The 13,175-nt window shown below is 66.2% G+C and carries 12 protein-coding genes and 1 tRNA gene; 2 read left to right on the forward strand and 11 right to left on the reverse strand.

Annotated features, from left to right (window positions below):
• Positions 1 to 59: 59 nt before the first annotated feature.
• The 9 genes from QE363_RS06735 to hspQ form a co-directional block, all read right to left on the reverse strand.
• Entirely contained in the window at positions 60 to 956 is an 897-nt protein-coding gene (locus QE363_RS06735; RefSeq protein WP_309693449.1) for an NAD(P)-dependent oxidoreductase, read from the reverse strand.
• On the reverse strand, positions 953 to 2,053 hold the full coding sequence (proB, locus tag QE363_RS06740) for a glutamate 5-kinase (protein ID WP_309693451.1): 1,101 nt from the start codon (positions 2,051 to 2,053) through the stop codon (positions 953 to 955). Before proB ends, QE363_RS06735 begins: the two co-directional genes overlap by 4 nt.
• Positions 2,054 to 2,270: 217 nt before the next feature.
• The gene (gene obgE, locus QE363_RS06745; protein ID WP_307103463.1) at positions 2,271 to 3,320 is read right to left on the reverse strand and encodes a GTPase ObgE; all 1,050 of its coding nucleotides are present in this window, start codon (positions 3,318 to 3,320) and stop codon (positions 2,271 to 2,273) included.
• A 61-nt stretch (positions 3,321 to 3,381) separates the two neighbouring features.
• A complete protein-coding gene (locus QE363_RS06750; protein ID WP_309693454.1) occupies positions 3,382 to 5,001 on the reverse strand; it encodes a pilus assembly protein TadG-related protein in 1,620 nt (539 codons plus the stop codon).
• Positions 4,998 to 5,372: a TadE/TadG family type IV pilus assembly protein gene (locus QE363_RS06755; RefSeq protein ID WP_307103467.1), complete on the reverse strand. Its 375-nt coding sequence runs from the start codon at positions 5,370 to 5,372 to the stop codon at positions 4,998 to 5,000. Before QE363_RS06755 ends, QE363_RS06750 begins: the two co-directional genes overlap by 4 nt.
• A 370-nt stretch (positions 5,373 to 5,742) precedes the next feature.
• The gene (locus QE363_RS06760) at positions 5,743 to 6,291 is read right to left on the reverse strand and encodes a GNAT family N-acetyltransferase (protein ID WP_309693459.1); all 549 of its coding nucleotides are present in this window, start codon (positions 6,289 to 6,291) and stop codon (positions 5,743 to 5,745) included.
• Positions 6,292 to 6,474: 183 nt separating this feature from the next.
• Complete coding sequence (gene rpmA, locus QE363_RS06765; protein WP_183951678.1) at positions 6,475 to 6,741, reverse strand: 50S ribosomal protein L27; 267 nt, start codon at positions 6,739 to 6,741, stop codon at positions 6,475 to 6,477.
• A gap of 42 nt (positions 6,742 to 6,783) precedes the next feature.
• Complete coding sequence (gene rplU, locus QE363_RS06770; RefSeq protein WP_007405484.1) at positions 6,784 to 7,083, reverse strand: 50S ribosomal protein L21; 300 nt, start codon at positions 7,081 to 7,083, stop codon at positions 6,784 to 6,786.
• A gap of 161 nt (positions 7,084 to 7,244) precedes the next feature.
• A complete protein-coding gene (gene hspQ / locus QE363_RS06775; protein WP_373424686.1) occupies positions 7,245 to 7,610 on the reverse strand; it encodes a heat shock protein HspQ in 366 nt (121 codons plus the stop codon).
• Between the two features lie 146 nt (positions 7,611 to 7,756).
• Between hspQ and QE363_RS06780 the strand changes: the two genes are divergently transcribed.
• Both QE363_RS06780 and QE363_RS06785 read left to right on the forward strand, forming a co-directional pair.
• Positions 7,757 to 7,846, forward strand: a tRNA-Ser gene (locus QE363_RS06780).
• Between the two features lie 744 nt (positions 7,847 to 8,590).
• A complete protein-coding gene (locus tag QE363_RS06785) occupies positions 8,591 to 9,421 on the forward strand; it encodes a tyrosine-type recombinase/integrase (protein ID WP_309693469.1) in 831 nt (276 codons plus the stop codon).
• Between the two features lie 846 nt (positions 9,422 to 10,267).
• On the opposite strand, the gene QE363_RS06790 is transcribed toward QE363_RS06785, so the two are convergent.
• Together QE363_RS06790 and QE363_RS06795 are read right to left on the reverse strand one after the other, a co-directional pair.
• Positions 10,268 to 11,920: a hypothetical protein gene (locus QE363_RS06790; RefSeq protein WP_309693472.1), complete on the reverse strand. Its 1,653-nt coding sequence runs from the start codon at positions 11,918 to 11,920 to the stop codon at positions 10,268 to 10,270.
• Positions 11,921 to 11,982: 62 nt separating this feature from the next.
• Positions 11,983 to 12,900 (reverse strand): hypothetical protein, encoded by a 918-nt coding sequence (locus tag QE363_RS06795; protein WP_309693474.1) that lies wholly within the window; start codon positions 12,898 to 12,900, stop codon positions 11,983 to 11,985.
• Between the last annotated feature and the right edge of the window lie 275 nt (positions 12,901 to 13,175).

Here is a 13,175-nt window from a genome sequence, read left to right on the forward strand (position 1 = left end):
TTTCGAGGGGGCCAGTGGCACCCAAATGCGGCGGCTTTTCGACCGCGTGATGGCGTTCGCTATAGCAAGCCGTTGGCGCGATACCACCGTGCCGTATCCGCCAGCCCCTTGGAAAGCGCGATGGCCGGTTCCCAAAGTGCGGGGTCGGGGCGGCGCGCGGGGTCGGCGGTCCAGTCGGGATGGCAGAGATAGCCGACCCGGTCGGGGGTCAGCTTGGCGCCATTGCCGCGCAGCTTGCGGTCGATCTTCGCGCCCAGGCTCAGCAAGGTCTTGGGCAGATGGAAGGTCATCACACGCTGCCCCACCGCCGCCCCGATCGCGGCGGCCAGGTCGGCATGGGTCAGGACCTGTCCGTCATCCACCTCCAGCACCGCGCGCGGGCCGTCGGTGGCGATCAAGGTGGTCAACAGTCGCGCGAAATCCTCGACCGCGATCAGCGACAGCTTGCCCGGCGGCGGCATCAGCGCGAGGCCCAGCCTGGCGGCGCGGAACATGTCGCGCATCTCCATGTCGCCGGGGCCATAGATGCCGCTCGGCCGGACGATGGTCCAGTCGAGGCCGCTATCCGTCACCACATCCTCGGCCTGGCGCTTGGACCAGCCATAGACCGACAGGTCGGGCTCGCGCGCCGACAGCGAGGATACATGGACGAAGCGCTTGATGCCCGCCGCCTTGGCCGCCTCGACCATCGCGCGGGTGCCGTCGATATTGCCCGCCACAAAGCCCTCGCGGTTGGGCGCGTTGACCACGCCCGCAATGTGCAGCACTGCGTCGGCGCCCTCGACCAGCGTGGCGAGACTCTCCGGCTTGTCGAGCGCGCCTGCGATCCAGGTGATGCCGGCGCGCGACGGCTGGGCGCGCCGGGTCAGCGCGCGCAGGGACAGCCCCGAACCGGCGGCGCGATCCACCACCGCGCGACCGACGAAACCGGTCGCTCCCGTCACCGCGACGATCATAGCAGCGCGAGGTGGTTGCGATGGATCAGCGCGGCGCGCGGGGCATGGCCCAATATCCGCGCCTGCTGGTCCGACCGCGTGCCGATCAGCGCGCGCGCCTCGGTCGAATCATATTCGCTGAGGCCCCGCGCGATGGTGCCGCCCGGCCCCTCGACGGTCACGAGATCGCCGCGCGCGAAATGGCCCTGCACCCCGGTCGCGCCCGCCGCGAGCAGGCTGCCGCCCTCGGTCAACGCCCTGGCCGCACCCGCATCGACGATGATGGCCCCGCGCGCGGTCAGCCCGCCCGCCAGCCACGCCTTGCGCGCGGGCGCGCTCTTCTCGGCGACGAAGATGGTGTGGCGCGCAGGGGTCGACAGCGGATGCTCGATCCGCCCCGAGGCGATGGCGAGGTGGGCACCCGCGCTGACCGCGATGCGCGCGGCGGCGATCTTGGACACCATGCCGCCCGAGCCCATGCCCGAGGCGGAGCCGCCATCGGCCATGCCGCTGACCGCGTCGATCCGATCGACCCGTTCGATATGGCGTGCCTCCGGATTGGTGTGCGGATTGCTGTCGTACAGCCCGTCCACGTCGGAGAGCAGCAGCACGCCGTTGGCCCCCGCCGCCTGACCTACCCGCGCGGCGAGCCGGTCATTGTCGCCGAACCGGATTTCCTCGGTCGCGACGCTGTCATTCTCGTTGATGACCGGCACCACACCCAGCCCGAGCAACCTCCCCAGCGTCGCGGCCGCATTCAGATAGCGGCGGCGATCCTCCAGATCGTCCAGCGTCACCAGCATCTGGGCGGCGGTCAGCCCTTGCGCCTGGAGCAGCTCGGCCCAGGCCTGGCTGAGCGCGATCTGCCCGGTCGCGGCGGCGGCCTGCGCATCCTCCAGGCTGGCGCGGCCGCCCTTGGGCAGGCCGAGGCGGCGTGCGCCAAGCGCGATCGCGCCCGAGGAGACGATCGCGATCTGCTGGCCTGCACGGACGCGCACGGCGATGTCGGCGACCAGCCCGGTCAGCCAGTCGCGACGGACTTCGCCCTCTGGCGTGACGAGCAGCGCGGAGCCAACCTTGACGATCAGCCGCTGGCAGGTGGTGGGGGGGAAGATCATGGGAACGTCAGGCCCCGCCGCACGCGGCCCTCCCCCATCCCCTCCCGCTTGCGGGAGGGGCGTGCTTTGGGAAAGCCTTGGCGACAATCGCGAAGGTTGATCTCTGGGCAAACCGATATGGAGGATATTACCCAGCTGCCAAGCAACCTCTCCCCTCCCGCAAGCGGGAGGGGATGGGGGAGGGCAGGGTGTCTCACCGAGCCAGCCGCCCGCACCGTCAGGCCAGCGGCGACCACGTGATCTCGTCCTCGCCTTCGTCGCCCTCCGGCACCGAATCGGGCCCCGGCCCGATCGCCTCGAGCAGCTTGTCGAGCACCCAGTCGACGCCGATCCCGGCCGCGCCCGACAAGGGGATCACGTCCGCGCCGCTCGCCTCGGCCAGTTCGGCCGACAGCGCCTCGATCAGCTCGTCGTCCAGCGTGTCGATCTTGTTGAGCGCGATGATGTGCGGCTTTTCCGCAAGCCCGCCGCCATAGGCTTCCAGCTCGTCGCGGACGATGCGATAGCTTTGCGCGACATCCGCGTCATTGGCGTCGACCAGATGCAGCAGCACGCGGCACCGCTCGATATGGCCCAGGAAGCGGTCGCCGATCCCGGCGCCGTCCGCCGCGCCTTCGATCAGGCCGGGAATATCGGCGACGACGAACTCGCGCTGGTGATGCCGCACCACGCCCAGCTGCGGCCGGGTGGTGGTGAAGGCATAGGCGCCGACCTTGGCCTGCGCGTTCGTCACCGCGTTGATAAAGGTCGACTTGCCCGCATTGGGCATGCCCACCAGACCCGCATCGGCCAGCAGCTTCAGCCGCAGCCAGACCCATGCCTCCTCGGACGGCCAGCCGGTGCCGTGCTGGCGCGGCGCGCGGTTGGTCGAGGTCTTGTAGCTGGCATTGCCGCGTCCGCCGTCGCCGCCGCGCAGGAACACCTCGCGCTGGCCGACCTTGGTGAAGTCGAGCAGCACCTCGTCCTTGTCCTCGGACAGGACCTGGGTGCCGACCGGCACCTTGATGACCAGATCGTCGCCGCCGCCGCCGGTGCGGTTCGACCCCGACCCGCCATGGCCGCGCGGCGCGCGGAAATGCTGGGTATAGCGGAAGTCGATCAGCGTGTTCAGTCCGGCGACCGCCTCGAAGATGATGTCGCCGCCCTTGCCGCCATTGCCGCCATCGGGGCCGCCATATTCCATGAACTTCTCGCGCCGGAAGGAAACGGCGCCGGGGCCGCCCGCGCCGGAGCGGACGAAGATTTTGGCCTGATCGAGAAAATGCATGGCTGCGCTCTTAGTCCGGGCCGCGCCAAGAGGCCAGCCCGCCCGTCATCCTGCCCGCCATTCAGGCCACCAGCACGGCCCCGCCGCACCGCACGCCGTTGATCGTCACATCGGCCTGCCCGACATGCAGGCCCATCAGGTCGCTCAGATTGCCGATCAGCAGGTCCAGCGTCGGGGCGACCGGCAACAGCGCCGCGCCGACCGCGCCGGTCAGTCCGCCCAGCCCGATCGGGATGCCCAGCGGCACCAGTTGCAGGTCGACCTGCCGGATCAGCGACTGGGCGATGCCACGGACCGCCGAATTGGCGGTGACCGTCCTGGTCGTTGCATTGGCGATATCGGTCTGATCGAAACGGATATGCTGCCACGCGGTGTCGCTGGCCAGGTCGATCCGCGCATGGCCCATGACCTTGGCGAGCGGAATCTGGAGCAGGGTCGCCGCGCCGGTGATCGGCGCGCGGTTCATGTCGTCGAACAGCGTCCGGTCGACCTGCGCGACCGCCAGCGTGCCGGGCGAGGGGAGGCTGTCGACCGTCACCGCCGGGGTCGTGCCCGTGCAGCGCACCGCGTTCAGCCGCGCCTGGGCCGAGGCGGTCTCGACGAACAGCGGCAGCTGGATATTGGCGAGAAACGGCACCCCGATCTGGGTGTCTACCAGCAAACGCTGCTGCGCGGTGCGGACGGTCGTCGACCCGTCGCGCGTCACCGCCAGCCACGGCGAGGCGGCGGGCCGCTCGCCGATCGCCAGCAGCACCCTGGTCGACACCAGTCCGGGCACCGACGCGCCCAGGTCCAGCGCGACCTGCCGCCGTCCATTGGCGATGGCCAGCGATTCGCGCAGCATCGAATAGGCGTCGACCCCGATCAGGTCGCGCGACGTCGCCGATGTCGCATCGCCCAGCGGCCCCAGGTCGATCAGCCGGGTCAGCGGCACCGGCGATCCCGGCACCCGCAAGGCCAGGCGGCGCAGCAGCGTGGCCGTGCCCGCCTGGCCCGCCGTGTCGGCCATGGCGTTCAACAAGGCGGGCAGGGTGACGTCGGCGGCCAGTATCTCGTTATAGCTGGCGCCGGTCAGGTTCAGCCGCGTGCCGAGCGCCTTGATCATGGGCAGCAGCTCGATTCGCGTATCGACCAGCGCCCGATAATCGAGCAGCGACAGCGACAGGTTGCTGCCCGCCAAGCCGCTGAGCAGCGCGCCGGGCAGCCCGTCCTGAACCTGCGCCAGCCGGGTGCCGAGCGAGAAGGCGGCAAGATCGACTCGCCGCGCCACCGCGCTGGCCGCGACGGGGCGCTCGGCATCGCCGGTCAGCACCCGCCCGAAGAACAGCCGCACCGGCTGGCGCAGCACGACCCGGATCGCCCCGCCATCCGCGCCCGTCGCGAAGCGGTTTTCCGGCGCGATCGAGCGGTCGGCGCGATAGGTGCCGATCGCCAGCGTGCTCGACACATGGACCAGGCCGTTCGCCGCGAGCAGGCGCTGCACCGCCTCGGCGCGCCGCTCGGGGCTGGAGGCGACGGCGGCGAGCGCGGCCTGGTCCGCCACCCCCTGCAATTTGCGCTGCGACAGGGTCAGCATGCCGATATCGACGCCCAGTGCCGCACAGCCGATCAGCGCCATGGCGGAAATCGCGGTCAGGATACTGACGCCGCCCCGCCGGTCGTCGCGGAGCCGTGCCCTCACAGGCCGCCGATCATCGCCACGCCCCGGGCCGACAGCATGCGCCCGGGCGTCGGCACGAAGGGAAGGTTCAGCAGAGGATCGTCATGCGCATCATAGCGGATCGAGACGGTCAGGATATTATTCTGCTCGACCGCGATGATCTCGCCCCGTTCGGGCCGAAGCGTGCCCGCCGCGCCGAGCAGCCGCCGGGCGGTATCGACCGCGATCGTCCGGCGCTCGCCCGCATCGATCCCGGCCAGCGCGGCGCGGGCGGCGTCATTGGCGGCCTGCTGCACCATATGCGCGGTCAGGAAATAGTCGGCAAAGCTGACGATCCCCATCAACAGCCCCAACAGGATGGGCAGCACCAGCGCCAGTTCCACCACCGCCACGCCCCGACGATCGCGGCCGAGCGAAGAGATCGGGAGAGAGAGCCTAAATCGAAGCGCCCAGGGTAAGGGCTGCGAACGGGCAATATGGACCATCGATTTCCCCCTGACGGCTGATGGATATATCACATCAGGGGCGTTGATCCTTATCAATCGCCTAAATCTATCCTACTGACCCCGTGAATTTTTGGACGTGCTCGCAGATGCGACCAGAACGGACAGGAATCGCGTCGTTGCATGCAGACAACGTGTTCAAAGCGAGAATGGTTAACGCGCGCGGCCGCTCGCATGGAGGACATGGCCCATCCCCCGAGTCGCGGTGATTCGGGCGGGGCCCGGCTTCGCCTTTCCGGTGATGGAAAGGCGAAGAGGTTCAGGCGGCGAGGGGCATGGACGCCCGTCGGTCGTCATCCAGGTCGAGCGCGTAGTGGATGCTGGGCGACAATGTCGCGCGCGCGGCGGAGGCGCGGGCCATGCGCTGTCCGCTCGGGCGGAATCCCAGCTTCGTCAGCACCTGCCCCGAGGCGGGGTTGTCGGCGAAGTGCCAGGCGCCCAGCCGCCGGATCGGCAGGGCATGGCGCGCCATCTCGACGACCGCGCGGCCCGCCTCGGTCGCATAGCCGCGCCCCCAGGCCGCCGGGGTCAGCCAATAGCCGAGCTCATGCCCGGTATCGCCCGTGATGATCGCGATGCCGCCGATCAGTTCGGGCGCGCCACCGCGATCCAGCGCGGTGATCAGGAAGCGCGGCTCGGTCGCGCCGCAGGGCAGGGCCAGCCAGCGCTCGGCATCGGCCTGCGCATAGGGATAGGGAACGCGCGCCGCCATCCGGGCGACGGCTTCATGGCCGATCGCCCGCGTCAGGGCACCGGCATCTTCCGGCCAGGCTGGCCGCAACAACAATCTTGGGGTCCGCGCGAACATCACTCGACAACTCCTCGTCACGCCCGGCGCCTGTGGCACGTCCCGATGACGGGACGGAGACAGGCGAGGGGGCGGTGGAGGGAGCATGAAAAAAAGGGAGCCGGGGTGACCCGTCTCCCTTTTTTGCTGGTTCCTGCGCGGAACCCGGGTCACCCTGGTGGGCAACCCGGCGCGGTTGCCCGATTATTCGGCCGCTGCGGCCAGTTCGACCGAGCAGAATTTACGGCCCAGCTTGCCCTCGTGGAACGAGACGCGGCCATCGACGAGCGCAAACAGGGTATGGTCCTTGCCCATGCCCACGTTGCGACCCGGATAGAACTTGGTCCCGCGCTGACGCACGAGGATGTTGCCGGCGATGGCTTCCTGGCCGCCGAACTTCTTCACGCCAAGGCGACGGCCGGCCGAATCACGACCGTTACGCGACGAACCGCCTGCTTTCTTATGTGCCATTGCGAACTACTCCTGGATTTCGTTGGGTGGCGCGGCTGAGATTCAGGCGCCGACCGACACGATCTTCAGGATCGTGTGCTGCTGACGGTGGCCGTTGCGACGACGATAGTTGTGGCGACGACGCTTCTTGAAGACGATGACCTTGTCGGCCTTCGCCTGTGCGATGATTTCGGCAGCAACGGTGATGCCGTCGACGGCCTTCAGCTCCGAGCCTTCGCCCGCCAGCAGAACGTCACCCAGCGTCACCGACGCGCCGGCTTCGCCCTCGATCTTCTCGACGACGATCTTATCTCCGGCGGCGACGCGATACTGCTTGCCGCCCGTGCGCACGACTGCGAACATGGCTCTTATCACTTCCCAAATGCATGGCTCCCGCGCGGGAATGCCCGTCGGGAAAGAAGGGTCAGCTAGGCAAAGGTGGCCCGATTGTCAACCAAGGATTGCAGCTTTTGATGCCGGGTCAGGGGTTGCGCGCACCCCAAATCCTCGATGCCGCAGGCGACTCAGTGGCGATGTTCGCGCCGCAGCAGATACCGCCCATCGGCATAGCCGGTGAACAGGCCGGGAATCGCGGGATGCTCGATCGGTTCGTCGCTGTCGTCGTGCAACAGATTCTGTTGGCTGACATAGGCGACATAGCTCGATTCGGCGTTTTCGGCGAGCAGGTGATAGAAGGGCTGGTCCTTGGCGGGCCGGATCTGCTCGGGAATGGCGTCATACCATTCGTCGCTGTTGGCGAAGACGGGGTCGACGTCGAAGATGACGCCGCGAATGTCGAACATGCGGTGGCGCACGACATCCCCGATCGCGAAGCGCGCGGTCGCGATCATCGGCGCGTCCACATCCAGGCGCGAGGTCAGGGGCATCATGTCGGTGGCGTCCATATCGCCCGATTTAATGTCTTTATCGCGCCGCACAAGTTTAGGCGCTTGCAATGCGCAAAAAGCTGATCTAACAGCGCGCCTCCAATCGATCAGCCCCGAAGGCCAACCGGCCTTTTTCGGATCGTCCTCGCGGAGAGGTGGCAGAGTGGTCGAATGCACCGCACTCGAAATGCGGCGTGCCGGCAACGGTACCGAGGGTTCGAATCCCTCCCTCTCCGCCATGATCCTTTGTAATAATTGGGTTTTTTTGGAGGTTGCGCCTCGCAACCCAAGTTTCAACCCAAGTTGAGCGGCGGATCGGTACGAACCGTTGTGACTTTGCGCGGACCCCGCATGGGTTGCGCTGCGGCATGTGCACTGTCGTATTGATCCTTGAGTCGTCGCCGCCTCGATGCTGGCCAAACCCGTTTCAGACGGATCGAACAGTTTACTTGCGAGCCCGCTCAACTCTTGGGCAGCATGAGACTCGAGGTAACTTTAATTCGTTGTCACTTCGCCCCTGTTCCGCCTGGGCGTCGCGTTGAAGGCACACGCTCTGGTCGTCCAGATAGTTTTAATGGATCGCGTCCTTCGCCGCTGGATTTCCGTCTTGAGGAGGCCGCCCGACCGCTCTGGACCAGACCCAGTCTTCCGCGTTCGCTGCGGCAAACGTCTGGTCCCGACAATACCTGCCGTTCGCCCTGGAAAAGGCCAGCGACCGAAACATCCCAAATGGATGACGGTCTGCGTCGTCTTCAAACCTTGTGCCGCGAACCGACGCGTCGGAACTCTGGCGATCGAGCGGCCCATCGGCTTCGCCTGCCGATCAGATTATGTATCGGAAGGGCGTTCATGGTGGAAGCACGAACCCGCTGCGCGGGAGGGGCGTGCGGGGCGCGGTTGAGGTGATGTAACGGGCGCCGTGCGGCGGTTGAGCGTTTCGGGCGGCAGGCAGAGCATCGTGGCTCCACGAAAGGAGCCTTGCCATGACTACGCTCATCCCGGTCGTTGCCGTCAGCCCGTTACGCCAGCGTCTCATCGACGAAATGGATATACGGCGCTTCGGCCCTGAAACACAGCGCAACTACATCCGCGACGTCGGACGGTTTGCGACGTTCCTGGGGCGTCCGCCTGACACGGCAACGGCGGAGGATGTGCGGCGCTTCCAGATCGAGCAGTGTGACTTGGCCGTGCCGGCGCCGACCATGAACGCCATCGTGTCGGCTCTGCGGTTCTTCTTCATCCAGACGCTCGACCGGCCGGATCTGGCGCGCAAGCTGGTCCGCATGGGGTACGAGCGCAAGCTGCCGGTGGTGCTGAGCCAGGACGAGGTGGCGCGGCTGCTGGAGGCGACCACGTGCCTGAAGCATCAGGCGGCGCTGTCGGTCGCCTATGGTGCAGGTCTGCGCGCGGCTGAGGTCGCCGCCCTCAAGGTGCGCGACATCGACAGCGAGCGCATGCTGCTGCGGGTCGAGCGGGGCAAGGGCGGGCGGTATCGCAACGCCATGCTTCCGGTCGGGCTGCTGGCGCTGCTGCGGGAATGGTGGCGGGTCGGCCGGCGGGAGGGCGTGTTGCACGTCGATGGCTGGCTGTTTCCCGGCCAGCACTACCTCAAGCCGCTCAGCACGCGGCAGATCTACCGGGTGGTGGTCGAGGCGGGGCAAGCGGCGGGCATCGGCAAGCGGGTTGGACCGCACACGCTACGGCACTGTTTCGCCACCCAGACCTCACGCCCAGCCAGAAGGCCGTTGTCGCGAAGGACTTCGGCATGGTCGGCGGCGAGGCGGTGCTCAAGCTGCTCGACAGCCAGGCGCTGAGGCGGGACGTAGAGCAGCCCCCGTTCCAGGAACTCGCATATCCGCTCGACTGGCGCCGTCGCCCGGCGAGAGAGGCGGTGCTCCGCGAAGCGCAGCCAGATGGACGCGAGCAGCCCTGCCACGGACGAGAAGAACTTGGCGCCGGCGACCGTCAGCAGGTCGGTCAGGGCGAGCTGTGCGTTCGCGACCCCACCGCCCGCCATGCCCTTCGCGGCGGTGTTAAGTGCCACGATGAGGCCGACGAACGTCAGGATGAGGCCGACGCCGACGAAGACGTTCGATGCGAAGGTGAGCGTCGTCTGTCGGGGAACGACGCGCATGAAGAAGGCGCTGGGGCGATTGGTGTTGCGGATCGGATCGCCGTTCTCGTCGACGATCGTCTCCTGGAACTCACGCCAGGCCTGGACGAGCGCGTCGGCACCTTTCGCCTCGGCTCCCATCGCCTGCGAGACGGTCAGGTAGTTGCGTGCGAAGGATGAACGCTCCGCAGCGGGCTCGGCGTCCTCGCCTAAGGCCGACTCAAGCTGATTCGCGCGGCTCCTGGCCGCGGCGATGAACGGGCGCGTGCTGCGCTCGGCGCGGTAGTGGAGCCAGCCCGCCACCGCGAGCATCAGCGGCAGTATCACAAACGGCACGAACCACGAGTGATAGTAGATCAACCCCAGCAGGCCGAGCAGCTGGTCTAGCAGCGTGTCCAAAACACTCTCCCCCAGCGACCACCCCACGGTCGCGAGTCGCAACTATGCGACGGTGTACAACTTACTCGACATGCCTCGTTCGCCAAGACGAACAGCAGTTAGTGCGAATTAATCAGGATCATCGCGTTCGCTGGGTGTCAAGAGCGCCTCAGTTCGTATGACTGTTTTGAAGGTGTGACGGCATCTTGCCGATCACGAGGACGCCATCCTCATCATCCCAATGATAGTAGATGCGCGCCTGGCTGGAATTGTTGTAGCCATTGCCGTTCTTGAAGTGGTCGTACAGCACGGTCTTCCGTCCCTTGTAGACGACCGAATAGCCGGGCCACTTGCTCGCATCATCCCTTGTGGCGAAGCACGGCGTGTCCTCGAAGCCGAGACGCTGCAGGCTGGCATCGGCGGCGACCCGTTCCTCACGCACCTTCGAGCGGCGCGCCGGGACGTACTCGTTCTTCAGGACCAGCAGGACTGACTCGAGCCGGCGCAGCATGTTGTCGCTGCCGTTCTTCCGGCAGTCTCGGAGCGCCGGCGGCATGACGACGACGCTTCCCGTCAGAACCTCCTCGGCCCAGTCAGAAAGATCGTCGTAGGAATCCAGGCTTCTTGCCGGGCTTTCCTCCCCAGATTCCTCAGCTCCACGCGCGCTGAGCGCAGCGGTAAGACGGCGCTTTAGGAGCTCGACTTCGTTCTTCAGCGCCTCCTCACGGGCCTCCACGTCCAAGCGCAGCTGAACCTCGTCGTCGTTCAGGGCGTCCGCGGACTGAAGATCCAACATCAGCGCGTCGACCCGTTGGCTCAGATTCGCATTGGCGAGCTCGAGATCGGAGATGCGCTCGGCCTGACCCACGCCCGTCCGCATCGGCATTGCGGCTGCGGCCGCGCGGACCTCCGAGAACCGCAGGAACGGCCGTTCGTGCGCTGCATCGCGCAGGGTGAGGGGAAGGAGCCTGCTCGCCAGCATGTTGAGGAACTGAGCCGGGCGCATGGGCAGGGGGTGGAGAAAAAGGGGATGCCGGAACCGCTCTTCATCCTCGGTCGTCAGACCCGGCATGTAGATGCGAAGCGCGCCGCCAAACACCGACATCTGCTTGCCGACGCTCTTCGTCAGCTCCCAGGAGGCGTCGGCATCCAGCTGGACCACGTGCGCCGTCCCTGCGAGGCGACGTGCGACATGCAGAGGGTTCAGGAGGTGGCCGCCCTCGGCATGCTCCGAGAGCGCGATGATGGGGAGGCGACGCTTGGGGGAGTAGAGCAGCGCCTCGAAGTCGTCGATGTCGGCTGCGCCAATCGACGTCGCCGTCTCCTGCATCGGCTGGCCGTCGGCCTCCGCGGACAGCAATTCCAGGACGTCCAGGACCAGCCTTGGACGCGTGAGGTCGAAGCCTCGATCCTCAGGGCGGCCAAGGAAGGAGAGCTGAGCACCGAACCTCACCATCTCGCCGGCGTGGCGCTCCACGAACAGCTCGGTGATCCAGTTGCGGGGAGGAGATCCGTCCGTCGAACCATCGCTGAACTCGCTGAGCCAAGCGGCCCAGACCGCACCATCGGGAACATCAAGCCGGACCGCACGGCAGGGATTTGCTTGATACTGTCCGACGAGGTCGAACGGTTCACCTTTGATCGCGTTAGTGGGCAACTTTCCACCGGCACGAGGCGCGATCCACCTGACACATGCCTCCACCGCCTTCTCGAACGCGGCGGTGTCGGTGAGATTGAAGCTGCACCGCGAGATCTGTCTGACGACGCGGGATGGTGCGCCAGGCCTGCCGATATCGAACGTGGAAGCCGGATTCGTCAGCATTGTCACCATTTCAACCTCTTAACCGAGCGTCTTCGAACTATCCGGACCCAGAGTCTGGCCGCTCAGCCACTCCGCTTCAGCGGTGCCTGGAAGTGTCGAATGTCGTGCTGACGCAGTAACGCCGCGATCTCGCCGGGAAGCTCGGTCTCCGTCACCAGGTAAGCCTCCACAGGCACCTCGATGCGAACGTCCATCGCCGTCTTCACCGCTCGATACTTGATGCATTGAAAGACGCCACGTCTAAGATCGACTTCGTTTGAGATGCGCGACTTTACCTCAAGAACAATCGTACGATCCGGGAGGTGGTACACGGCGTCAATCCGATCGCCGGAATCGAGGTTGAACTCGGTTTCGGTACGCGCGCGGAAAAATCCCCTTCCGACCTTCCCAGGGTTTTCGAAAACCCACATGCGTAGCGCCTTGTGGTGCTCGCCTTCCCCTCCGGCGCCATATTTGTCGGCTCCCGTTCCGAAGTCGTCCTCGTTGCCTGACTGACGCTTGTCGCGCTCCGTCTCGATCGTCTTCTGCGTGAGGGGCGCATCGAACGTCCGCTCGTAGAGGTCGGCCCAAGCCTCCAGAGAGTAGGCGTAGACCTCAGCGACCGCACGTTCGAAGTATTCGCGCCACTTGCCCGGATAGAGTGTCTTGTAGTTCCTGGCATTGAGCCGGGGGTTCTTGAACCTCGTCGCCATGAACGAACCGGCGCCCTTGCTCGGCAGGCCGTCCGTCTGGTTCACCACCAGAACGTTTATCAAAGGTGCGTTCTGGTCGACCTCCTGGATACGGTTCATGAGCTCGCCAGCCACCAAGCCGATCCGGGTGGCGAAGATTGTCGAGAAGCCTTCCTCCGCCTCCAGGCGCCGTTTCACCTGACCGTAGGTCATCGTGGCACCATCGAGCGCGGTAGCAATGAGCCAGCGCATCGTCGGAGCGAGCGCATGCTCGCGCAGCGCGTCATTCGTTGCGGCGTGCCGCGTCACACCTTTTGGCAATGGTCCCCCCGAGAATCGTTCATTCTCCAACTCTCACGTAACATCCATCCGGTCGCAAGACCTTCAAGTAGGACCAGAATGGTCCACAATGGGGTCATTGAGTGCTGGCGGTCGGAAGAGCGCCTAAGCAGGGCGAGTTCTCCCGGAAAATCTCACGGACGCGGATCAAAGTGAATTGCGCCTTATTAGTAACCGGCTGCGATGTGATACCGCTCGCCATCTACCGAGCGGCTGCTTTACGTCCGCAAGTCACCAAGACCTGC

Origin of the sequence: Sphingomonas sp. SORGH_AS_0870 (assembly GCF_031453175.1) — a bacterium.
GTDB lineage: Bacteria > Pseudomonadota > Alphaproteobacteria > Sphingomonadales > Sphingomonadaceae > Sphingomonas.